Here is a 19,794-nt window from a genome sequence, read left to right on the forward strand (position 1 = left end):
CGAAGCCGCCCAGGCCCCGACGCTTCGAAGCCGCTCAGGTGCCGTCCGCGAGTCGGTAGCCCCGTCCGTACACCGTCTCCAGCAGCCTCCGGCTCCCCGGCACCTCCAGCTTCCGCCGCAGGTTCATCACGTGCGCGTCGACCGTCCGCTCCAGCACCTCCTGATCGAAACCGAAGACCCGCTCGATGATCTGGGCCCGGGTGAAGACCCGTCCGGGCTCGCGGGCCAGCGACTCCAGGATGGAGAATTCCTTCGAGGTCAGCGCCACCGGCCGGCCCGCGACCCGGACCTCGAACCGCGCGGTGTCCAGCTCCACCTCTCCGACCCGCAGCAGCGTCGCCCCGCCCGGCGCCGACTTCCTGGCCCGCCGCAGCAGCGCCCGTACCCGCGCGGTCAGCTCACGCGGGCTGTAGGGCTTGGTGAGGTAGTCGTCCGCGCCGAGGTCGAGCCCGAGGAGCATGTCCTCCTCGGTCGTGCGGGCAGTGAGCAGCAGGATGGGGACGTCCTCGGTACCCGGCTCGGTTCTCAGGATGCGGCACACGTCGAGTCCGTCGACGTACGGCAGCATCACGTCGAGCACGATCAGATCGGGCCGGATCGACCGCGCCTTCTCCAACGCGGCGCGGCCGTCGGCCACGACCTGAACCACATTGCCCTCTCGTTCCAGATAAATCCGGATCAGCCGAGACTGTTTCTCGTCATCCTCGGCGACCAGAATCCGAGCACTCAACTCTTCTCCCCCAGCGAGACCCTGTGAATTCCAGCACCGTAATACAGAACGGCCCGAGAATTCCCGCCATCCGCTCCACGACGAAGCCCCAGGTCGACGACCTGGGGCTTTGTCGTTGTCCGTGCGTCAGCTCTGGGGGGCGTCAGTTCTGGGAGGTGTCGTCGCCCGGCTGGGTGGTGCCCTCGGGGGTGGCGGTCTTCTCGCGCATCTTGCGGAGCAGTTCGGCCTTGCGGTCGGCGGCGCCCTGGCGGTCCTGGTTGCGGTGGGGGCCGTTGTTCTGGCGTTCGGCGCGGGACTGCTTCTTGCGCTGGCCGCCGCCCTGGCCTACGGGGTTGTTGATGTTCTTGCTGTCGGTCATGGGGTCTCCCGGTCATGGGGCTGGAGTGATCTGCGGACGGGTGCCGGAACGAGTACCGGGTGAGGCCCCAGCTTATGGCGCGGCTCCGCCGGCGGGTTCCGCCGCTCGCCGGGCACGTACACACCGCGTGTATACCTTGCATGTATAGTTGCGCGGCGTCCGCAGCTCGACCATGGAGGCGACCATGAGCACCACCCCCGGCACCCTGGCGCCCCCGGAGACGGCGGTCGCTCCCCGCTCCTGGGGAGTTTCCGTCGCGATGGCGACGGGCGCGGGGCTCGCGCTGGGGGTGCTCACCAACCTGGCGCAGGGGTGGCTGCCGTACCCGTGGGGGCAGATCGCGAATTCCGGGGCCGTCTGGTCCTGCGTCGCGTTCGCCGCCGGTGCGGTGCTCTTCCGCCGGGCCGCTCCTCGGCAGGCGGCGCTCGGCGGTCTCGGTGCGGAGGTCGCGCTGGTGATCGGCTATTACGGGTACGCCGAGTGGGGCCGCGACGGAATGGGCAGCCTGGTCTTCCCGCTCCTCTGGCTCGGCCTGGCCTGCGTGGCGGGGCCGCTGTTCGGCGTCGCCGGGCACTGGCTGGGCAGGCCGCGCGACACCTGGCGCCGCGTCGTCGGGATCGCCGCCCTCGCGGGCGTCTTCGGCATGGAGGCCATCCAGTACGCCTGGGTCCTCCACTACGCCCCCCAGGCATGGACCTGCCTCGCGATCCTGCTCCTCGTTCCTCTGCTCCTCGGCCGCTCCCCCAGGGAACGCCTGCTCGCCCTCGCCGCCGCCGTCCCTTCCGGGCTCCTCGCCTACGTGATCATCCACCTGCCCGTGGACGCGCTCAGCGGCTGACCGGGGGCGGTCCGCGGGGCCTTGCCGGGCGCCGTCGTCCGGGTACGGGACCGCCTCGGTGGTGGGCTGCCGCTTCGGGGCGCATGGTGGTGGCGTATGCACCTGGCCGGTGGCGCAGGCGTCGCCCTGCGGAAGCGGAAGGGAGCGGGATGACCGTCGGATCGTCCGGGGGGTCCGATCGCTCGGAGAGTTTTGGGGAGGGGCTGCTGGGCGGGCTGCTGGACCGGGCGCATGAGCTGCCGCCTCATCTGGTCGGGCCCGTGCTGGCCGGTGCGGTGGCGCGGCTGGGGGGACGGGATCCGCAGATCCTGCTCCAGGACTACGGGCAGCAGCGGCTGGTGCCGCTGCCGGGCGAGGGGCTGGCGGGCGGCGCGCCGGAGCCCATCGACGGGTCCGAGGCCGGGCGGTGTTTCCTCACCTCGCGCCCGGTCGAACGGGTGCGGGCCGACGGGGTGCGGGTTCTGGTGCCGTTGCGGGACGGGGGGTACCAGGCGGGTGTGATGGGCGTGACCCTGGACGCCGTCGACGACGACGACCGGCGCCTGCTGCGCCGGATCGCCGCGCTGATCGCCGACATGATGCAGACCAAGAACGGCCACACCGACCTCTTCTTCCGCACCCGCCGCAGCGAACCCATGAGCGTCGCCGCCGAGATCCAGTGGTCGCTGCTGCCGCCCCTGTCGATGGAGACGCCGCGCGTCACCCTCGCCGGCGTCCTGGAGCCCGCCTACGACGTGGCCGGCGACAGCTTCGACTACGCCCTGAACGGGGACACCTTCCACGTCGCCATGATCGACGCCATGGGGCACGGCCTGGACGCGGCCACGATGGCGACCGTGGCCATCGGCGCGTACCGGCACGCCCGCCGGATCAGCATCGAACTCTCCGAGATCTATCTCTTCATGGACCGGGCCATCGCCGAGCAGTTCGCGCCCGACCACTTCGTGACCGCGCAGATGATGCGGCTGGACACGAGCACCGGACGCCTCCAGTGGGTCAACGCCGGACACCCCGCGCCCATGCTGATCCGCCGGCACCGCGTCGTCGGCCGCCTGGACAGCCCCACCACCCTGCCCGTCGGCTTCGGCGGAGCCCAGCCGCAGGTCAGCGACGTGACGCTCGAACCAGGGGATCGTTTCCTCTGCTTCACCGACGGGCTGATCGAGGAACACGAGAGCGGGCAGGAGGAGTTCGGCGAGGACCAGCTGATCGACCGGGTGAACCAGCTGGAGAAGGCCGACCGGCCGGTCCGCGCGGTGGCGCGGGACCTCTCCCACACCCTCAAGCGGGCCCGCGGCGACGCCACTTCGGACGATGCCACGCTCGTCCTCGTCGAGTGGCGGGGGTGAGGGGGGTAGCGACCCCTTGTCCGGGGGTGCGGCGGAGTACGCTGAAAGTACCGGGAGTACCTCGTACACCCGCTTCCCGCGGACGTCGTTTCCGGCGATGCACGACACTGGGCCGTCCTCCAGGGCGGCCCGGAGACGGGTTCGCGATCATGGCCACGGCCCTGGCGCCCACGCTTCCCGTACGCCTGTCGCTGACGCCTCCGAGCACCCCCGCCGGGCCTCTGGACGGCGCCTGGTGGCCTCGTACGCGTGACCTCGCCGCCGAGCTTCCGCCCCTGGTCGACGCGCTGGAGGGGCGTTTCGGACGCATCACGCGCGTCATGGTGAACCCCGCGCGCTGGCCCGTCGTCCCGCACAAGGTCGCCGTCGCGCTCGCCGGGACCGCCGCCCACGGCACGCACACCGTGCACGTCGGCTGGTTCGCCGAGCAGGACGCCGACAAGATGATCCTTCTCTCGTACGCCGTCGGGCGCTGCGACCTGCTGGTGGTCCCGCCCGGGACCGAACCCGCCGCGGCAAGGCGCCTCATGACCGCCGCCGCCCGCCCCGGCGGTGAGCTGGCCGCCGGCGCCCTGCTGGCCGACGAGGCCGCGGCCGGCGAGGACGCCTGGGAGACCGACGGCGGGGCCGCTCCGCCGCCCGTACGGCACCCGGTCGTCGGCGCCCGGATGATCCCCCTGCCGGGGCGCCCGCGCAGGAACCTCTGGAAGCGCTGATCCGGAGGCCCTGATCACGGGGCAGAGTGCGTGCGGTGGGCTTCGGTCAGGGCCTGGTCCAGGGAGCCGAGGAGGGTGGGGGTGGCCGGGACGATGCCGCCCTCGCCCAGGCGGGCGGCCACGCCCGAGCGGTTCAGGAGGCGTACGAGGGAGGGCTGGACGCCGCAGAGGATGAGGCGGGCGCCCTGCGCGGCCAGCTTGGCGGCGTACCTGTCGAGGAGTTTGAGCATGGCTGAGGACGGGACGTCGGGCAGGGCGCGGACCACCAGGATCAGGGTCGCGCCACGGGCACCGGTGGGGTCCGGTAGCTGGCTCTCGATGCGGGGCAGTTCCGCGAAGAAGGACGAGCCCGCGTAGTCGAGGACGGTGACCGTGCCGGGGGTGAGGGCGGGGGGCGGCTCGGCGATCTCCCAGGGGCCGTCGCGGCCGTCGCGGCCGCCGTGGCCGGCCTGGCCGTCGCGGCCGTCGTGGCCGTCCTGGCCGTCCTGGCCGTCGTGAAGGTCGTGACCGTCGTCAGTCCGGACGAGGGCGATCAGGCGGGCCTGGCGGGCGGCCTGTGCGCAGAACAGGAGGAGGGAGAGGACCGCGCCCAGGACGATCGCCTGCTGGAGGGGGAGTTGGGTGGTGGCGAGGAAGGTGAGGACCATCGCGCCGGCCGACATCCACGACGTGCGGAACACCAGGGCGATGTCGTGGCGCTTGCCCCAGATCAGCTCGCCGCCGACGACGAGGATCAGGCCGCCGATCACCGGCATCGGGATGCGTTCGGCGAGCGGCGCGCACACGAGGACGACCAGGGCCAGGAAGACGCCCGAGACGACGCCCGCCCAGCGCGTGCGGGCGCCCGCCGAGACGGCGACGCCCGTGCGGGACATCGAGCCGCCCGAGGGCAGCGCCTGGAAGAAGCCGGCGGCGAGGTTGGCGTAGCCCTGGGAGCGGAAGTCGCCGTTCATGTCGGAGCGCGAGCCGTCCGGGTTGGGCATGGACGGGGCGATGCCCGCCGCCTGCGCGAGGGCGACCAGCGCGACCGAGACCGCGCCCCAGGCGAGGTCGGGGGCGGCGGAGAGGTCGGGGGCGGTGAAGGACGGCAGGGCCGACGGGATCGAGGCGATGTCCCGTACGAGCTCCACGTCCGTGGAGAGGAGCGCGACCGCCGCGCTCACCGCCACCATCGCGATCAGCAGCGCCACCGGTTCCAGGCGCTTCACCGCGCGGGCCAGGGCCCAGACGGCGATCGTGGCCAGGGCGGTGAGGGTCGCCGCGCCCTTCCAGTCGGCGATGTGCCAGAGCCAGTCGCCCAGTTGGTAGAGCTTGTTGTGGCCCTGCGGCTCGTAGCCGGTCGCGTCCTTCAGGACGCCGATGATGATCTGGAGCGCGATGCCGGTGGAGAAGCCGGTCATCACGGCGTTCGAGACGAAGCTCATCACCGCGCCGAGCCGCAGCGCGCCCATCAGCAGCATCACCGCACCGACCATGACGGTCAGGAGCGCGACGTTGCCCGCGTCCTTCGGGTCGAGCCCGGCGTCGGACAGCACGCTCTGCGAGGTGAGGGCGATGGCGCTGGTCAGGGTGGTGACCATGAGGACCGTACGGGAGGTCAGCGAGCCGACGATCGCGGGGACCACGCCCGCGTAGAGACCCGCGACCGGGTTGAAGCCGGCGATCGCCGCGTACGCCATCCCCTCCGGGATCGAGAACAGGCCGGTGACGGCGCCCGAGCTGACGTCCGAGGCGGTCGGACGCCCGAGTCCCTTCAGCCGCACCCGTTCCCTCAGCCGCACCCGCACCCCGCGCCCCTCTCTCCGGGCTCTCCCGTCCCTTTGATCACCGAGCCTGGCGGCGCGGGGCGCGGCGCACGAGCCGGGATCGGCCGTACGGGTGAGGGCGGGAGGCGGAGGAAGGGGTGGTGTGGGAGATTCGTGGTGATTTGTTCCGTATCCGGGAGGGGTGGCACATGGGTGACGCGATCGGGCAGATGCTGACCTCGGCCCTCGGCATCGCCATCAGTCCACTGCCGCTGATCGCGGTCATCCTGATGCTGGCGACGCCCAAGGGCCGGGCGAACGGGGTGGCCTTCACCCTGGGCTGGGTCCTCTCCGTGGCCGCCGTGGTGACCGTCGTCGTCCTCGCCGGCTCCGGCGCGGACGCCTCCGGTGACGACGGGCCCGCCGCCTGGGCCCTCTGGCTCAAGCTGGCCCTCGGCGTGCTCTTCCTCCTCCTGGCCGCGAAGCAGTGGCGGGACCGCCCGCGCGAGGGGCAGGAGGCCGGGATGCCGGGCTGGATGAAGGCGATCGACACCTTCACGCCCGGCAAGGCGGCGGGGCTGGCCGCCGCGCTGGTGATCGCCAACCCCAAGAACCTCGTCCTCGCGGTCGGCGGCGCCGTCTCCGTCGCGAGCTCCACGGCCACGGCCGGCGGGAAGACCGTCGCCGCCGTACTCATGGTCCTGATCGCCTCCCTCTGCACCCTGCTGCCGCTCGGCGTCTACCTCGCCGGCGGGGAGAAGGCCGTCGGCGTCCTCGGTGGCTGGAAGGCGTGGATGAGCCGCCACAACACCGCGATCATGACGACCCTGCTGCTCGTCCTGGGCGTGAAGTACATCGGCGATGCCATCAGTGGGCTGACCACGTAGGGCGGCGATTGCGCAGGGCGGCGTTTACGTAGAGCGGCGATTGCGTAGGACGGCGTTTACGTAGGACGGCGTTCACGTAGGGCGTGCACGTCGCTCATCGGGTGGCCGGGAGGGTGTTCAGTTCCGTCAGGGACTCCGCGTCCAGGTGGAGGGTGGCCGCCGCGGTGTTCTCCTCCACGTGGGCGACCGAGGAGGTGCCGGGGATCGGGAGGACGACCGGCGAGGCGGCCATCGTCCAGGCGAGCTTGACCTGGGCCGGGGTGGCTCCGTGCCGGGCGGCGATACGGGCGAGGGCCTCGGCCGGCTCGGGGCGGCCCAGGGTCTCCAGGGAGAAGAAGGGGACGAAGGCGATGCCCTGGCGGGTGCAGGCGTCGAGGACCTCCGGGTGGGGGCGGTGGTGAAGGCCGTACATGTTCTGCACGGCCGCCACCGGGGCGATGCGCTGCGCGCGGGCGAGCGGGGCGGTGGTGGTGTTGCTCAGGCCGAGGTGCCGGATCAGGCCCTCCTCGCGGAGGGCGGCGAGGGCGCCGAAGCGGTCTTCCGCGGAGGCGCCGTCCGCCTCGTCGTCCGCCTCGTCACCCTCCTCTTCGCCCTCCTCGCCGCCCTCCTCTTCGTGCAGGCGCAGGTAGACGAGGTCGAGGTGGTCCCGGCCGAGTTCCCTCAGGGTGCGGTGGACGCCCTCGACGAGGGCGCGGGGGCCGGCCGGGGCGCCCCAGCTTCCGTCGGGGTGGCGGACCGGTCCGACCTTGGCCGCCAGGACCAGGTCCTCGGGGTACGGGTGCAGGGTGCGGCGGATCAGGGCGTTGGCCGAGAGTCCGCCGTGGAAGTAGAACCAGGCGGTGTCTATGTGGTTCACGCCGAGCTCGACGGCCCGCCGCAGGACGGCCGCCGATGTCTCCGGGTCGTTCGCCAGGCCCCGGAGGGTGCTCGCCGGGAGGCGCATGGCGCCGAATCCCATGCGGGCGACGGGCAGTTCGCCGCCGAGGAGGAAGGGGGAGCCCGGGTTCTCAAAGGGTGCGCTCATGCCTCCGATCCTCGGGATCTTCCCCAACGAGGGCCAACGGGTGGCAGTTTGGTGCCATGACGACGGACGGCATCGTGACGCTACGGGGAGAGGCCGAGCTGGTACGGCGGGCAGGCGCCCTTTTCGGCAGCGCGCGACGGGAGTTCCTCTGCGCCGCCGAGGAGCCCGGGACGTGGTCGGCGGCGGCGGAAGCGGCCGGGGCGCCGCTTGAGTGTGCGCGCCGCGATCCCGTACCGGGCCTCGTCGTACGGAAGTTGTACGGCCCCGATGTCTTCCGAGCCCCCGGAGGAGGGGAGTTGCTCGCGCGGCTCGCCCGTGCGGGTGCGGAGGTACGCATCTCCCCCGCCGCCCCGGCCCACGAGGCGATCGTCGTCGACCGGCGCCTCGCTGTGCTGGCGGGGCCGCGATCCGCCGCCGGAGGAGACCGTACGTACAGCGTCGTGCGGGAGCCGGGCGTCGTGGGCGGGGTCCGCGCGCTGTTCGAGACGGCGTGGGAGTCCGCCACGGAGCTCGCCGCGTACCACCGCGCCCCCTTCCCCCGCCTCGGCGAGGCGGATCGCGCCGTGCTCAGGTCCCTCGCGGCCGGCCACACCGACGAGACGGCCTCCCGCCTCCTCGGCGTCTCCCTCCGCACCTACCGGCGCCGGGTCGCCACCCTCATGACCGCCCTCGACGCCCGCTCCCGCTTCCAGGCCGGCCTGCGCGCCCGCGAGCTCCTCGGGCAGCGCCCGTACACCTGACGCCCACCGACCCCCGCCCACCGACCCCCGCCCACCGCCCGACGCCCGTCTGCCGCCCGTCTGCCGCCCGTCTGCCGCCCGCGGGGTCGGTCAGGATCGGAGAAGCGGGGGTGCGGGGGGCGGATCTAGCGTGTTCCGCATGACCTCACTGACGCAGATCACGCTCGAAGTCGCCGACCTGGACGCCGCCGAGAGCTTCTACGCCGCCTCCGGGTTCGGCGCGCACGTGCGGCTGCGGGCCGCTGCCGCGGAGGCACCGTCGGAGGGGTTCCGCGGCTTCGCGGTCTCGCTGACGGTGCCGCGCCCGGCCGACGTACGGGCCCTCGTCGACGCGGCGGCCGCGGCCGGCGCGAGCGTGCTCAAGGCCGCCGCGAAGTCCTTCTGGGGGTACGGCGGCGTCGTGCGCGCCCCGGACGGGACGATCTGGAAGGTCGCCTCCTCCGAGAAGAAGGACAAGGGCCCCGCCACCGGCCGGATCGACCGCGTCGTTCTCCTCCTCGGCGCGACGGACGTGGCCGCCACCCGGGAGTTCTACGTCGCGCGGGGCCTCACCGTGGCGCGGAGCTTCGGCCGCAAGTACGTCGAGTTCGCGGGCGCCGAGGGGTCGCCGACGCTCGCCCTGTACGGCCGCCGGGCCCTCGCCAAGGACGTCGGCGTCCCGGCCGACGGCGGCGGCGCGCACCGCCTCGCCCTCGTCGGCGGTACGGCCGCCCCGTTCAGCGACCCGGACGGCTTCGCCTGGGAGCCGGAGCGGGCGGCGGCGACGGCGGCGGCGACAGCGACGGCGAGCTACTGACAAGACGCTTGTGCTCCAGGTGTCACATCCGGAGGGCCTGTCCGGTCTTCCGTATGGAGACACCTGGAGGTTGACCATGAGGATCCTGCTCGCCGGCGCGACCGGCGCCATCGGACGTCCGCTCACCCGCGCCCTGATCCGGGGCGGGCACGAGGTGCTGGCCCTCGCCCGTTCGGAGGGTTCGGCGGAGACGGTACGCGCTCTGGGCGCGACGCCCGTCCGGGCGGACGCGCTCGACCGGGAGGGCCTGCTGCGGGCGCTGGACGGGAGGTCCGCCGACGCGGTGGTCCACCAGCTGACCGCGCTCAAGGCGCCCCGGCTGCGGCTCACCGCGGACGACCCCAGCAACGTCCTGCGGGAGCGCGGCACCGCTCACCTCCTGGAGGCGGCGGGGGTGCTCGGGGCGGGCCGGTTCGTCACGCAGTCGCTGGTCCTGGGCTACGGCTACCGCGACCACGGCGGCCGGCCGCTCACCGAGGAGGACCCGTTCGGCGTCCTGAACGGCACGGTCGCGGACCACGTGGTCACCGGCCTCGTCGAGGCGGAGGGCCGGCTCTTCGCCGCGGAGCACGTGGCGGGCACGGCGCTGCGGTACGGCGTCTTCTACGGACCCGGCACCTGGTTCGACCCCACGCCCGGGACCCGGCCATTCCCGGTTCCTCGGGGCGGCGGCGGCACGATGTCGTGGGTCCACGTCGAGGACGCCGCCGAGGCGACCGTCGCCGCGCTGGAGCGGGGCCGCGCGGGCGAGGCGTACAACATCGTCGACGACCGGCCCTCCACCTGGGGCGAGCTGGCCGCCGCCCGCGGCTCCCGGCTCCGCGTCCCCGGCCGCCTGCTCCGCCTGGCCGTCCCCTACCTCGGCGCCCTCATGCTCGACACCCACCTCCGCGCCTCGCACGCGAAGGCCACCCGCGACCTCGCCTGGACACCCCGGTACGGGGACCACAGGGAGGGCATGCGGGCGGCCTGAGCCATATCCCGGACCGGGGCCCGCGTCAGGCCGCGTCAGGCGGCGGTGGCGCGGGCGATGAGGGCCTCGATGCGGGCCTCGACCTCGGGGGTGAGGGTGGTGAGCGCGAAGGAGGTGGGCCACATGTCGCCGTCGTCGAGGGTGGCGGGGTCGTTGAAGCCGAGGGTGGCGTAGCGGGCCTTGAACTTGGCCGCGCTCTGGAAGAAGAAGAGGACCTTGCCGTCCTGGGCGTAGGCGGGCATGCCGTACCAGGTCTTGGGGGTGAGGCCGGGCGCGACCTTCTTCACCAGGGCGTGGACGCCCTCGGCGAGCGCGCGGTCCTCGCCCGCCATCTCGGCGATCTTCGCGAGGAGGTCGGCCTCGCCGTCGGCGGCCTTGGCGCGGCTGCCCCGCGCCTTGCCGGCCTTGAGCTCCTTCGCCCGCTCCTTCATCGCCTCCCGCTCGTCGTCCGTGAATCCGTCGTAGGACTTGGCGGGCTTGGTGCTCTTCGTGGTCGCGGCGGGCTTGGTGGTCTTGGCGGGCGTAGCAGGCTCGGCAGACTTCGCGAGCTTGCTGGTCTTGGCGGTCATGGTGGTCGCGCTTCCCCTCGTCGTTCCCGTCTTTCCCGGTGCTGTTCCCAGGCTAGGTTTCGGCCGGTCGGGGTGCTTCTCCGAAACTGACCGGGCCGCTCAGGAGAGCCAGGCGCCGTCGCGCATCAGGGTGCGGCCGTCCAGTTCGTCGGCCTCGCGCCAGGCGTGCACGCGGTGCGGCCTGATCAGGAAGTACTGGTACGGCCGGGTGAGTTCGCGCGGGTCGAAGCCGGTCTTCTCCGCGAACGCGTCGCCCGTGCCGGCGGGGAGATCGGCGAGGTCCACGGGCTCGGCAGTGCCGTCGATCATCACGACGTCGCGGGTGGGTCCGAGGGCCAGCCTGACCCGGCCGTCGGCCAGGAGGTTGCGGGCGGTGCGGGAGGCGCGCGGGGTGGAGATCAGGACGGTGGTGCCGTCCCAGAGGAAGGAGAGCGGGACGAGGTGGCCCTGGCTGGCCACCCACAGGTCCACGTCCGTCTCCAGCCGGGCCAGGGTGTCCTTGAGACGCTCCTCGCGGGACCTCGGCGCGGGCGGCGCGGGTGGGGTGGGCGGGGTGGGCTGGGTGGCTGGCGTGGGCGTCATGCTGCGCTTCCCTGGGTGGTGCGGAGGGTGGTGACATAGGCGTACGGGGTGGTCTCGTACGCCCGGGTGAACGTGCGGTGCAGCGTCTCGGCGGTCAGGCCCGCCTCCCGGGCCAGGCGCGGGACGTCCAGCGGGCGGGTGTACTCGCGGTCGATGCGGTCGCGGACCCGGCGCAGGACTCTCAGCGCCTGGAGCCGTACCGCCTCCGTGCGGGCCGCGGCCCATGCGGGCTGGCACATGTCGGTCCCCCCCCCTGGGGTTCAGCGCAGTTCCTGGATGCGGATCAGGTTGCCCGCCGGGTCGCGGAAGGCGCAGTCGCGGACGCCGTACGGCTGCTGGGTCGGCTCCTGGACGACCTCGGTGTCTCCGGCGGTGACCTTCTCGAAGACGGCGTCGAGGTCGGGGGTGGCGAGGAGGATCCAGCCGTACGTGCCCTTGGCCATCATCTCCGTGATGGTGCGGCGCTCGTCCTCCGTGATGCCCGGGTCGACGGCCGGCGGGGCGAGCAGGATCGAGGTGCCGGGCTGTCCCGAGGGGCCGACGGTGATCCAGCGCATCCGGCCCTGGCCGACGTCGCTGCGGACCTCGAAGCCGAGGACGTCGCGGAAGAAGGCGAGGGAGGCGTCGGGGTCCTCGTGCGGGAGGACGGTCGTGTGAATCGTGATGTCCATACGGATCAAGGTAGTTGGCGGGGTGCGCCCGCGCTTCTCGAATCCTGACCGGGTGGGAGGGCCTGGGACTCGTCCGGTGCGTCAGAGGAACGTGACCGCCGTGACCGCGAGGGCCGAGCCGGCGAAGACGAAGGCGTGCCGCGCGTTCTGGAGGACGCGGGTCCAGGACGGGAAGGCGCCCTCGGCCGCCTTGAGGAAGGCGGGGACGTCGATCTTGGCCAGCTCGGGGTCGCCCTTGCGGCGGAACGCGGCGGTGACGGACTTCGCGGCGCCGAGCTGGCTCTGGAGGATCGCGAGGTTCGCGAGGAAGGCGATCGAGGAGAAGACCCAGGTCAGGGTGGTGCCCCAGGAGTTGCCCGCGAGATTGAGGGCGGCGACGGCGAGGTTGACGGCGGCGAAGGCGCCGGGCGCCCACCACTCGTGCCCGCTCGCGTCGAAGCGGAGCCCGTTCTCGTCCAGGACCTCGGGGCGGACGCCCTGCCCGCGCAGTTCGGTGACGGCGGCGGCCTTGGCGGCGGGGCCGAAGCGGTGGCGGAGGAGGGGGATGCTGAGGAAGGCGAGGGCGACGGCGATCTGGGCGACGGCGGCGGCGGTGGCAACCGGGTTCATGGCGGTCCTCGTTCTCTGTTTCGGGGCAGTCCACGACTTGTACTTAGTTCAAGTGGTGGCGATGCCAGAACCATAGAGCCAGAGTTGAACTAAGTGCAAGAGTCTTCTTGAACTAAGTGCAACAGAGCGCCCGGTGACCTATCGTGAACCCATGCCCCGCCCTGCCCTCACCCGCGACCAGATCGTCTCCACCGCCGTCGAACTCCTCGACGAGGACGGCCTGGAAGGACTCAACATGCGCGCCCTCGGGCAGCGCCTGAACTCCGCCGCCACCGCCGTCTACTGGCACGTGAAGAACAAGGACGACCTGGTCGCCCTCGCCGGCGACCGCGTCTGGGACGAGATCCGGCTGCCCGACACCGACGCGATCGGCTGGCGCGCCGCCGCCACCGCCATGGCCACCGACCTGCTCGCCGTCTTCACCCGCCACCCGTGGCTCGTGCAGGCCCTCGCCACGCACCTCTTCCACGGCGAGGCCAAGGCCCGGCACGACGACCACAGCCTCGCCGTCTACGAGACCGCGGGCTTCGCCGGCGCCGAGGCCGACCGGGCGGCCGCCGCCGTGTTCACGTACGTCCTCGGCAACGCGTCCGGCGCCTCCGCCACCGCCGCCCTCACCCGCCGCATCCAGCGCGAGGGCCGGGATCCCGAGGAGGTCTTCGCCGCCACGATGAAGGAGGCGGCCGAGGCGGCCTCCCGGTTCCCGCGGCTCAGGAGCCGTATCGACGCGATGGACGCGGCCGCCGCCGCGTACGCCGAGGCGCCCGAGGACACCTTCGCGTACGGGCTCGACGCCCTCCTCGACGGCCTCGCCGCCCGCCTGCCCTAGCCCTACACGGGTACTCCGGTGTCCTCCGGCTTCGCCCCTTCCTCCGGTTCCGGTTCCGCCAGGAAGGCCGTCACCGCCAGGGCGAAGAGGAGGGCCAGGGCGAGGCCGATCACGACCCAGCCGGTCGGGTGCGGCCAGAGGACGAAGGCCAGCGCCGCGCCCGCGACCAGGATCCACACGATCCAGGTGCGGAAGCGGCGGACGAAGGGCCCGACCGGGCCCAGCCGCATCCCCGCCCGGTCCGCCGTCGACCGGGTCGCCGTGATGCCCGAGCGCCACAGCCCGCGCACGAGGACGGCCGGGCGGCTCGGCCCGGACAGCCAGGCGGCCAGCGCGACGAGCACGCCGAGCACCGCGCACACCCGGACCGAGGTGCGCAGGAAGCGGATCAGGGTGTCGTAGACGGAGCCGGCGGCCGCCGGGGAGACCGAGGCGGGCAGGGCGTTCAGATAGACGGTACGGAAGACGGTGAGCGCGATCCCGAGGACCAGGGCCGCCACGGCGAAGCCCAGGGCCCCGGCGACCAGCGCCCGGCGGCGGCGCACCGCGAGCAGCACGCCGCCCGCCACGCACAGGACCGCGATCACCGGCAGCCAGAAGCCCATGGTCTGGAGCAGCGCGAAGCCGGTCTTCGCCTTCCCGATGTCGTCGGAGCGCAGGACGGTGAAGTCGGTGTGCAGCTCGGGGATGTTGCCGGCAACGGTGAGGCCCGCGTCGACGAGACGTTCCTTCACCCGGTCGATGACGGGCGCGAGGTCGATCGTCACCGCGTCCGTCTCGATCTTCACCGCCCCGTCCTCGTCGCCCGTCAGGGCCCGGTCGAGGGAGGTGTGGATGGCACGGTTGGCGTCGGTCCAGACGGTCTCGAAGGCCGGGGAGGCGACGACGTCCTGCGCCCGGTCCTGGACGAAGCTGGCGACCGCGCCCTCCAGGGAGCCGCCGAGCTTTCCGAGCGCCTTCTCCACGAGCGGCCGCTGGTCGGGGGCGACGCCCTCCAGGAGGGACTGGAGGTCGATGTGCTCCATGACGGCGCCGGTCACCCGGGTCGCGACCGCCGCCTGCACGTCCGGGTCGGAGGCGAGCGGGGTCACCGTCTGCACGTAGCGGTCGGTGTCGCCCAGGATGTCCGCGGTCCAGGCGGCCACCAGGCCCAGCGGCACGAGCACGCAGCCGATGACCACGAGGAGCGCGGAGAAGAAGGAGCGGAGGCGGTGGTGCTCGCGGGCCCACTTCGCCCCCTGTCCCGATCCGGCTTCCAGGGCCGCCACCCGGGCCCGCAGCATGGTGAGTTCGTCGTCGGTCCCGCCACCAGGTACTCCCATGGGGCCACTGTGGGGGCGGGGCACGGAACCGGCTCCCGGGACGACTCCGAACGGGTGATCCCCTCCGGCGGCGGCCGGCCGGAGAGGACCGGCAGGCGGGTACGGACGGGTGCCGACGGGTGCCGGGGCGGGGTGCGCGATCATGCCGGTATGACTCCGCTGCCGCTGCCGCGCTGTGCCGTGCTCGACGACCACCAGGGCGCCGCCCTCTCCTCCGCCGACTGGAGCCCGCTCCACGGCCGGGTGGAGGTACGCGTCCTCCGCGAACACCTGGCGGACCGGGACGCGCTGGTGGAGGCCGTCGGGGACTGCGAGATCCTGGTCGTCATGCGCGAGCGGACGCCGCTCGACGCCGCCCTGATCGACCGGCTGCCCCGGCTGCGGCTCGTCGTCACCTCGGGGATGCGCAACGCCTCCATCGACCTGGCCGCCTGCCGGGAGCGCGGGATCACCGTCTGCGGCACGGCCAGCGGCTCCGAGCCGCCCGCCGAGCTCACCTGGGCGCTGATCCTGGGGCTCGTCCGGCACGTCACGACCGAGGCCGCGGCGCTGCGCGCGGGCGGCCCCTGGCAGTCGACGGTCGGCGGCGACCTGGCCGGCCGCACCCTGGGCCTGCTCGGCCTGGGGAAGATCGGCGGCCGGGTCGCCGCCGTCGGCCGCGCCTTCGGCATGGACGTCCTCGCCTGGAGCCCGCACCTGACGGAGGAGCGGGTCGCCGCGCACGGGGACGGCGTACGGCTGGCGCGGAGCAAGGCCGAGGTGTTCGCGGAGAGCGACGTCGTCTCGCTGCACCTGGTGCTCTCCGACCGGACCCGGGGCATCGTCGGCGAGCCGGAACTGCGGGCGATGCGGCCGGGGGCGTACCTCGTGAACACCTCGCGGGCCGGGCTCGTGGACGGTACGGCGCTGCTGCGGGCGCTGCGCGAGCGGTGGTTCGCCGGGGCGGGGCTCGACGTGTACGAGACCGAGCCGCTGCCGGCCGGCGATCCGCTGCGTACCCTCCCGAACGTCCTCGCCCTCCCCCACCTCGGATACGTCTCCGAGGCCAACTACGCCCGCTACTTCGGGCAGGCGGTGGAGGGCATCGAGGCGTACCTGGCGGGCGCGCCGGTCCGCGTCCTGGGGTAGGGGGAGGGGCTACCGGGGTCGGGACTACCAGGGTCGGGTCGGGACTACCAGGGTCGGTCGGGTCGGGGCTACTGGAGTCCGGCGCGGGCCAGGTCGAGGAACTCCTCGTCGGTGAGGCCCAGTTCGCGGGCCTCGGCGGCGGCCTCGCGGAGCCGGGTGACGAGGCGGGCGCGGTCGGGGGCGGTGGCGCCGGGGACGATGAGGGCGCCGCGGCCGCGCCGGAGTTCGATGAGGCCCTCCTCGCGGAGCCGCTGGTAGCCGCGCAGGACGGTGTGGACGTTGACGCCGAGAGAGTCGGCGAGCTCGCGGGCGGCCGGGAGCCGCTCGCCGGGCACGGCGGTGCCGTCGGCGAGGGCGCCGCGGACGCAGGCGGCGATCTGGTCGCCGAGCGGGACGGCGGAGGCGGGGTCGACACGGAAGAGCACGGTCAGAGCCTTCCACGCCGCTCGACGAGGGTGTTGAGGAGGGCGGCGGCGGTCCGGGCGTCGGGCACGGTGGCGGCGAACTCGCGCCCGTTCGCGCGCCGGACGACCAGCGCCTCGCCGGAGCGGAGGATCACTCCGGTGCGGTGGGCGCGGACCCGGTAGCCCCAGCCGCCGAACTCGCGCAGGGCGTCCACGTCCCGGACGTCGGCGCCGGCGATGTCGGCGAGCGGCACGTGGACGCGGGGCCGGGGGACGAGCGTGGAGCGGACGGTGAGGCCGTGCCGGTCGACGTTGACGCGGACCCGTGCGAGGGCGAGACCCGGGAGGCCGATGGGGATCGTGACGAGGAGCAGCTGCCACGGTCCGAGGAGGGCGGCGACGGCGCCTCCGGCGAGGAGGAGCAGGCCGAGCGCGGTGAGCGGGCCGGAGGCGGTCGCGCGGGACCAGCCGGCGACCTCGCCGGCGCCGAGGTCGAGGCGGGGCGCGTCGTGGTCGACGCCCCCGCCGTCCCGGTCGCTCGCGGGGTCCTCGGGCGGGGTGAGCCGGGAGAGGGCGTGTCCGGCGAGGGCGAGGACGCCTCCGACGGCCGCCGCGACGGCGAGGTTCGAGAACGGCGAGACGACGCGGGCGGGGTCGGCCACGTCGACGTTGTCGCCGACGACGAGGCAGAGCAGCGCGCCGACGAGACCGGCCGTCAGCCAGGCGCCCCACAGCGCGTCGCGCCGCACGAAGGCGGTCCAGCCGGCGCCGAGGGTGAGCAGCAGCGCGGTACCGGCGACGGCGAAGGCGGTGCGGCCGGTGAAGCCGTCGGCCTCGCCGCCGAAGGAGAAGTGGGTGGCGAGCGGGTCGGGCAGCCGGTCGGACCGGACGGCGAAGAGTGCCAGGTAGACGGCGACGGCGAGGACGAAGGGGAGCGCGGCGAGCGCGCGCAGGCGGAGCGGGACGCGGAGTGCGGCGGAGTGCGGAGCAGTGGTCATGAAAACCTCCCTTGTTCGCACTCTACTAGAACAATGCGGGTTTCGGCGGGCTGCCGTCCTTGTTGCCTCCGGATGCGGGGCCGCATCCGGAGTTGTTGACTAGGTCAAATACTGACGAATGCCGTCGATTGGGGAGTCTTCATGCGCCGTCGGTCCGCCGCCGCCCTCACCGCCCTCGCCACCCTCACCGCCGCCCTCGCGACCGGCTGCGGCAGCGACGACGACAAGCCCGACCCGATGCGGAGTCAGCAGTGGGCGCTGGACGCCCTGAAGCTGCCCGACGCGTGGGGCACGGCCAAGGGCGACGACACGGTCATCGCCGTCGTCGACACCGGAGTCGACCCCGACCACCCCGACCTCAAGGGACGGCTCGTCGACGGCTACGACTTCGTGGACGGCGACGACGAGCCGAAGGACCTCAACGGGCACGGCACGCACGTCTCCGGCATCGCCGCGGCGCACACCGAGAACGGCGTCGGGATCGCGGGCGGCGCGCCCGGCGCGAAGATCATGCCGGTACGGGTGCTGGGCGCGGACGGCAGCGGCAGCGACGCGAACATCACGAAGGGGATCGTCTGGGCCGCGCAGCACGGCGCGGACGTCATCAACCTCTCCCTCGGCGAGTCCGGCCTGATGGCCCGGCTGCTCAAGGGCGGTGTCCTCAACGAGGCGATCTCGGTGGCCAACGGCAAGGGGGCGGTCGTGGTCGCCGCGGCCGGCAACGACTCGACCGTGCTCCAGCCGTACGAGGTGGACACCCCGGTCCTCGTCGTCAACGCGGCCGACCAGAACGGGCAGCCGGCCTCCTTCACCAACTTCGGCGCGCAGAACGCGGTGGCGGCGCCCGGGGTCGACATCCTCTCCACCCTGCCGACCTACACGGCGAAGGAGACCCTCAAGAACACCACCGGCTACGGCAAGCTCTCCGGCACCTCCATGGCCTCCCCCTACGTCTCCGCCGTAGCCGCCCTCCTCCACCAACAGGGCCTGAACCCCACCCAGATCATGCAGACGATCCGAGACACGGCAAGCAACCCCACGAACAACCTGAAACTGGGCCTGGGCAACGTCAACGCAACAGCAGCGGCAAAGTCAGCCGCCGCAACCAAGAACTAACGTGCGGCCCACCACCCACGGGACAGCACCCTCCGCCGCACCCCCGCGCGTGCGGGACGGCACCCTTCCGCCGCACCCCCGCGGGTGCCCACGCCCCCAGGCCGGCGCCCCGGGCCGCACCCACCCCCGCGCGTGCCCGCACCCACGGGACGGCGCCCTTCGCCGCACCTCCGCGTGCCCGCGCCCACGGGACGGCGCCCTCCCCGCTGCACCTCCGTGTGGGCATGCGTCCCGCTAGGGGCGGGACGGGTGGGCACACGGGACGGCGCCCCCTGCCGGGCCTAGGCTTTCCGCGCCTGAACCCGCACCCGTAGCGCGGTGCGCTTGTGGTGCGGGTCAGGGACGCGTGCGGAGGCACCCGCAGAGGGTGCCGTTCCGTTGTGCCCACCCGTTCCGCCCTAGCGGAACGTATGCCCACAACGAAACGGCAGCAGCGTTACTCGCCGCACTCGTGGGACCCCGGGTCGACCACCACGCGGTCCAGGAGGCCCCGTAGCAGGGCCTGTTCCGGCTGGGTGAGGTTCGCGAAGAGCTCGCGCTCCGCCTCCGCCACCGCCTCATCGACCCGCTCCAGAAGCGCCGACCCCGCAGGGGTCATCTCGACGATGTGGCGCCGCCGATCCGCGGGATCCCGCCGCCGCTCCGCCAACCCCCCCGCCTCCAACTCGTTGAGTATCGCGACCAGCTGACTGGGGTCGACCTCCATCGCCGCCGCCAGCTCCCGCTGACTCATCGGCGCCGCCGCCAGCCGCATCAGCGTCATCGCGTTGCGCGGATGCAGCCCGGCGACACCGAGGGCGGAGCGGATGCGCACGCTCGTCAGCTCTCCGCGGAAGGAGAGGAGGAAACCGAGCCGGTCGGTCGGAAGGGCTGCCATGCCGTCCACCGTAACAACAACTCCATTGTGGAGCGAGATAAATCGTTGTTACTCTTCAACGGTTGTCGTCCCCAGACCGTTGGAGCTCCACCATGTTCATCGCCTACGCCGCCCTCGCCGTCCTCCTCGCCCTCGCCATGTCCGCCTCCGCGTTCATGGCCATCACCCGCAACCCCGCCGTCGCGGGGACCATGACGAAGCTGGGGGTGCCGGACGCCTGGATGCCCTGGCTCGGCGCGGCGAAGGCCGCCGGCGCGCTCGGCCTGCTCGCCGGACTCGCCGTCCCGGCCCTCGGCGCGGCCGCCGCTCTCGGTCTGGTCCTCTACTTCATCGGCGCCCTGATCACCCACCTCCGGGCGAAGGACTACGAGCTGGCGCCGGTCCTGGTCCTCACCGTCCTCCCGGCGGCCGCACTGGTGCTGCGCATAGCCAGCTCCTAGACCTTTACCCGCGAGACGAGACGCACCGTCTTGCGATCTCCCCCCACATCCCCTACCGTCTACTCAACGAGACGCCCCGTCTCGCCTCCCCGA

Annotated in this window: 24 protein-coding genes; 11 read left to right on the top strand and 13 right to left on the bottom strand. The window is 73.1% G+C overall.

All coding sequences use genetic code 11. The features are described from left to right. Positions 1-34: 34 nt before the first annotated feature. Both ACFXMG_RS23090 and ACFXMG_RS23095 read right to left on the bottom strand, forming a co-directional pair. A complete protein-coding gene (locus ACFXMG_RS23090) occupies positions 35-730 on the bottom strand; it encodes a response regulator transcription factor (RefSeq protein WP_383815790.1) in 696 nt (231 codons plus the stop codon). Between the two features lie 142 nt (positions 731-872). Next, positions 873-1,088, bottom strand: a complete 216-nt coding sequence (locus ACFXMG_RS23095; RefSeq protein ID WP_383815788.1) for a DUF6243 family protein — start codon at positions 1,086-1,088, stop codon at positions 873-875. A gap of 184 nt (positions 1,089-1,272) precedes the next feature. Here ACFXMG_RS23095 and ACFXMG_RS23100 point away from each other — a divergent pair, with 184 nt between their 5' ends. The 3 genes from ACFXMG_RS23100 to ACFXMG_RS23110 all read left to right on the top strand — a co-directional run bounded on the left by ACFXMG_RS23100 (position 1,273) and on the right by ACFXMG_RS23110 (position 3,991). Next, a complete protein-coding gene (locus ACFXMG_RS23100; protein WP_383815785.1) occupies positions 1,273-1,926 on the top strand; it encodes a DUF6518 family protein in 654 nt (217 codons plus the stop codon). 149 nt (positions 1,927-2,075) lie between these two features. Next, complete coding sequence (locus tag ACFXMG_RS23105) at positions 2,076-3,275, top strand: PP2C family protein-serine/threonine phosphatase (protein WP_383815782.1); 1,200 nt, start codon at positions 2,076-2,078, stop codon at positions 3,273-3,275. A gap of 149 nt (positions 3,276-3,424) precedes the next feature. After that, a complete protein-coding gene (locus ACFXMG_RS23110; RefSeq protein ID WP_383815781.1) occupies positions 3,425-3,991 on the top strand; it encodes a DUF5994 family protein in 567 nt (188 codons plus the stop codon). 14 nt (positions 3,992-4,005) lie between these two features. On the opposite strand, the gene ACFXMG_RS23115 is transcribed toward ACFXMG_RS23110, so the two are convergent. Further along, positions 4,006-5,778 carry a SulP family inorganic anion transporter gene (locus ACFXMG_RS23115; RefSeq protein ID WP_383815778.1) on the bottom strand — a complete coding sequence of 591 codons (1,773 nt, stop codon included), beginning with the start codon at positions 5,776-5,778 and terminating at the stop codon, positions 4,006-4,008. A gap of 167 nt (positions 5,779-5,945) precedes the next feature. Here ACFXMG_RS23115 and ACFXMG_RS23120 point away from each other — a divergent pair, with 167 nt between their 5' ends. Beyond that, positions 5,946-6,623: a GAP family protein gene (locus ACFXMG_RS23120; RefSeq protein ID WP_383815775.1), complete on the top strand. Its 678-nt coding sequence runs from the start codon at positions 5,946-5,948 to the stop codon at positions 6,621-6,623. A 94-nt stretch (positions 6,624-6,717) separates the two neighbouring features. On the opposite strand, the gene ACFXMG_RS23125 is transcribed toward ACFXMG_RS23120, so the two are convergent. Then, positions 6,718-7,647: an aldo/keto reductase gene (locus ACFXMG_RS23125; protein WP_383815772.1), complete on the bottom strand. Its 930-nt coding sequence runs from the start codon at positions 7,645-7,647 to the stop codon at positions 6,718-6,720. A gap of 56 nt (positions 7,648-7,703) precedes the next feature. Here ACFXMG_RS23125 and ACFXMG_RS23130 point away from each other — a divergent pair, with 56 nt between their 5' ends. The 3 genes from ACFXMG_RS23130 to ACFXMG_RS23140 all read left to right on the top strand — a co-directional run bounded on the left by ACFXMG_RS23130 (position 7,704) and on the right by ACFXMG_RS23140 (position 10,156). Further along, entirely contained in the window at positions 7,704-8,387 is a 684-nt protein-coding gene (locus tag ACFXMG_RS23130; RefSeq protein ID WP_383815769.1) for a DNA-binding response regulator, read from the top strand. Between the two features lie 139 nt (positions 8,388-8,526). Further along, positions 8,527-9,183, top strand: a complete 657-nt coding sequence (locus ACFXMG_RS23135; RefSeq protein WP_383815767.1) for a glyoxalase — start codon at positions 8,527-8,529, stop codon at positions 9,181-9,183. A 76-nt stretch (positions 9,184-9,259) separates the two neighbouring features. Beyond that, the gene (locus ACFXMG_RS23140) at positions 9,260-10,156 is read left to right on the top strand and encodes an NAD-dependent epimerase/dehydratase family protein (RefSeq protein WP_383816083.1); all 897 of its coding nucleotides are present in this window, start codon (positions 9,260-9,262) and stop codon (positions 10,154-10,156) included. 35 nt (positions 10,157-10,191) lie between these two features. On the opposite strand, the gene ACFXMG_RS23145 is transcribed toward ACFXMG_RS23140, so the two are convergent. From ACFXMG_RS23145 to ACFXMG_RS23165, 5 genes are all read right to left on the bottom strand, one after another. After that, on the bottom strand, positions 10,192-10,587 hold the full coding sequence (locus ACFXMG_RS23145; RefSeq protein ID WP_383816081.1) for an iron chaperone: 396 nt from the start codon (positions 10,585-10,587) through the stop codon (positions 10,192-10,194). 237 nt (positions 10,588-10,824) lie between these two features. Further along, a complete protein-coding gene (locus ACFXMG_RS23150) occupies positions 10,825-11,307 on the bottom strand; it encodes a pyridoxamine 5'-phosphate oxidase family protein (RefSeq protein ID WP_383815764.1) in 483 nt (160 codons plus the stop codon). Beyond that, positions 11,304-11,546, bottom strand: a complete 243-nt coding sequence (locus ACFXMG_RS23155; RefSeq protein WP_383815762.1) for a hypothetical protein — start codon at positions 11,544-11,546, stop codon at positions 11,304-11,306. The genes ACFXMG_RS23150 and ACFXMG_RS23155 overlap by 4 nt, the downstream gene beginning before the upstream one ends. A 21-nt stretch (positions 11,547-11,567) precedes the next feature. Beyond that, positions 11,568-11,978, bottom strand: coding sequence for a VOC family protein (locus ACFXMG_RS23160; protein WP_383815759.1), 411 nt, complete (start codon positions 11,976-11,978; stop codon positions 11,568-11,570). A gap of 81 nt (positions 11,979-12,059) precedes the next feature. Continuing rightward, positions 12,060-12,587, bottom strand: a complete 528-nt coding sequence (locus ACFXMG_RS23165) for a hypothetical protein (protein WP_383815756.1) — start codon at positions 12,585-12,587, stop codon at positions 12,060-12,062. A 151-nt stretch (positions 12,588-12,738) separates the two neighbouring features. Between ACFXMG_RS23165 and ACFXMG_RS23170 the strand changes: the two genes are divergently transcribed. Further along, entirely contained in the window at positions 12,739-13,416 is a 678-nt protein-coding gene (locus tag ACFXMG_RS23170; protein ID WP_383815754.1) for a TetR/AcrR family transcriptional regulator, read from the top strand. A 2-nt stretch (positions 13,417-13,418) separates the two neighbouring features. On the opposite strand, the gene ACFXMG_RS23175 is transcribed toward ACFXMG_RS23170, so the two are convergent. Next, positions 13,419-14,738: a hypothetical protein gene (locus tag ACFXMG_RS23175; RefSeq protein ID WP_383815751.1), complete on the bottom strand. Its 1,320-nt coding sequence runs from the start codon at positions 14,736-14,738 to the stop codon at positions 13,419-13,421. 150 nt (positions 14,739-14,888) lie between these two features. Between ACFXMG_RS23175 and ACFXMG_RS23180 the strand changes: the two genes are divergently transcribed. Then, complete coding sequence (locus ACFXMG_RS23180) at positions 14,889-15,866, top strand: D-2-hydroxyacid dehydrogenase family protein (protein WP_383815749.1); 978 nt, start codon at positions 14,889-14,891, stop codon at positions 15,864-15,866. A gap of 68 nt (positions 15,867-15,934) precedes the next feature. On the opposite strand, the gene ACFXMG_RS23185 is transcribed toward ACFXMG_RS23180, so the two are convergent. Continuing rightward, the gene (locus ACFXMG_RS23185) at positions 15,935-16,291 is read right to left on the bottom strand and encodes a GntR family transcriptional regulator (protein ID WP_383815747.1); all 357 of its coding nucleotides are present in this window, start codon (positions 16,289-16,291) and stop codon (positions 15,935-15,937) included. Positions 16,292-16,293: 2 nt separating this feature from the next. Then, positions 16,294-17,268 carry a DUF1648 domain-containing protein gene (locus ACFXMG_RS23190; RefSeq protein WP_383815744.1) on the bottom strand — a complete coding sequence of 325 codons (975 nt, stop codon included), beginning with the start codon at positions 17,266-17,268 and terminating at the stop codon, positions 16,294-16,296. Positions 17,269-17,409: 141 nt separating this feature from the next. Between ACFXMG_RS23190 and ACFXMG_RS23195 the strand changes: the two genes are divergently transcribed. After that, complete coding sequence (locus ACFXMG_RS23195) at positions 17,410-18,384, top strand: S8 family peptidase (RefSeq protein WP_383815741.1); 975 nt, start codon at positions 17,410-17,412, stop codon at positions 18,382-18,384. A 436-nt stretch (positions 18,385-18,820) separates the two neighbouring features. On the opposite strand, the gene ACFXMG_RS23200 is transcribed toward ACFXMG_RS23195, so the two are convergent. Continuing rightward, positions 18,821-19,261, bottom strand: coding sequence for a MarR family winged helix-turn-helix transcriptional regulator (locus ACFXMG_RS23200; RefSeq protein ID WP_383815739.1), 441 nt, complete (start codon positions 19,259-19,261; stop codon positions 18,821-18,823). A 92-nt stretch (positions 19,262-19,353) separates the two neighbouring features. On the opposite strand from ACFXMG_RS23200, the gene ACFXMG_RS23205 reads away from it, so the two are divergent. Next, the gene (locus ACFXMG_RS23205) at positions 19,354-19,701 is read left to right on the top strand and encodes a DoxX family protein (protein WP_383815737.1); all 348 of its coding nucleotides are present in this window, start codon (positions 19,354-19,356) and stop codon (positions 19,699-19,701) included. Positions 19,702-19,794: the final 93 nt, after the last annotated feature.

Origin of the sequence: Streptomyces sp. NPDC059201 (assembly GCF_042754585.1) — a bacterium.
Lineage (GTDB): Bacteria > Actinomycetota > Actinomycetes > Streptomycetales > Streptomycetaceae > Streptomyces.

Coding starts and splice junctions, on each gene's coding strand:
- ACFXMG_RS23100 (WP_383815785.1), top strand. CDS start 1,273: ATGAGCACCACCCCCGGCACCCTGGCGCCCCCGGAGACGGCGGTCGCT.
- ACFXMG_RS23120 (WP_383815775.1), top strand. CDS start 5,946: ATGGGTGACGCGATCGGGCAGATGCTGACCTCGGCCCTCGGCATCGCC.
- ACFXMG_RS23160 (WP_383815759.1), bottom strand. CDS start 11,978: ATGGACATCACGATTCACACGACCGTCCTCCCGCACGAGGACCCCGAC.
- ACFXMG_RS23145 (WP_383816081.1), bottom strand. CDS start 10,587: ATGAAGGAGCGGGCGAAGGAGCTCAAGGCCGGCAAGGCGCGGGGCAGC.
- ACFXMG_RS23200 (WP_383815739.1), bottom strand. CDS start 19,261: ATGGCAGCCCTTCCGACCGACCGGCTCGGTTTCCTCCTCTCCTTCCGC.
- ACFXMG_RS23195 (WP_383815741.1), top strand. CDS start 17,410: ATGCGCCGTCGGTCCGCCGCCGCCCTCACCGCCCTCGCCACCCTCACC.
- ACFXMG_RS23190 (WP_383815744.1), bottom strand. CDS start 17,268: ATGACCACTGCTCCGCACTCCGCCGCACTCCGCGTCCCGCTCCGCCTG.
- ACFXMG_RS23135 (WP_383815767.1), top strand. CDS start 8,527: ATGACCTCACTGACGCAGATCACGCTCGAAGTCGCCGACCTGGACGCC.
- ACFXMG_RS23130 (WP_383815769.1), top strand. CDS start 7,704: ATGACGACGGACGGCATCGTGACGCTACGGGGAGAGGCCGAGCTGGTA.
- ACFXMG_RS23125 (WP_383815772.1), bottom strand. CDS start 7,647: ATGAGCGCACCCTTTGAGAACCCGGGCTCCCCCTTCCTCCTCGGCGGC.
- ACFXMG_RS23095 (WP_383815788.1), bottom strand. CDS start 1,088: ATGACCGACAGCAAGAACATCAACAACCCCGTAGGCCAGGGCGGCGGC.
- ACFXMG_RS23170 (WP_383815754.1), top strand. CDS start 12,739: ATGCCCCGCCCTGCCCTCACCCGCGACCAGATCGTCTCCACCGCCGTC.
- ACFXMG_RS23105 (WP_383815782.1), top strand. CDS start 2,076: ATGACCGTCGGATCGTCCGGGGGGTCCGATCGCTCGGAGAGTTTTGGG.
- ACFXMG_RS23175 (WP_383815751.1), bottom strand. CDS start 14,738: ATGGGAGTACCTGGTGGCGGGACCGACGACGAACTCACCATGCTGCGG.
- ACFXMG_RS23150 (WP_383815764.1), bottom strand. CDS start 11,307: ATGACGCCCACGCCAGCCACCCAGCCCACCCCGCCCACCCCACCCGCG.
- ACFXMG_RS23165 (WP_383815756.1), bottom strand. CDS start 12,587: ATGAACCCGGTTGCCACCGCCGCCGCCGTCGCCCAGATCGCCGTCGCC.
- ACFXMG_RS23180 (WP_383815749.1), top strand. CDS start 14,889: ATGACTCCGCTGCCGCTGCCGCGCTGTGCCGTGCTCGACGACCACCAG.
- ACFXMG_RS23140 (WP_383816083.1), top strand. CDS start 9,260: ATGAGGATCCTGCTCGCCGGCGCGACCGGCGCCATCGGACGTCCGCTC.
- ACFXMG_RS23110 (WP_383815781.1), top strand. CDS start 3,425: ATGGCCACGGCCCTGGCGCCCACGCTTCCCGTACGCCTGTCGCTGACG.
- ACFXMG_RS23205 (WP_383815737.1), top strand. CDS start 19,354: ATGTTCATCGCCTACGCCGCCCTCGCCGTCCTCCTCGCCCTCGCCATG.
- ACFXMG_RS23155 (WP_383815762.1), bottom strand. CDS start 11,546: ATGTGCCAGCCCGCATGGGCCGCGGCCCGCACGGAGGCGGTACGGCTC.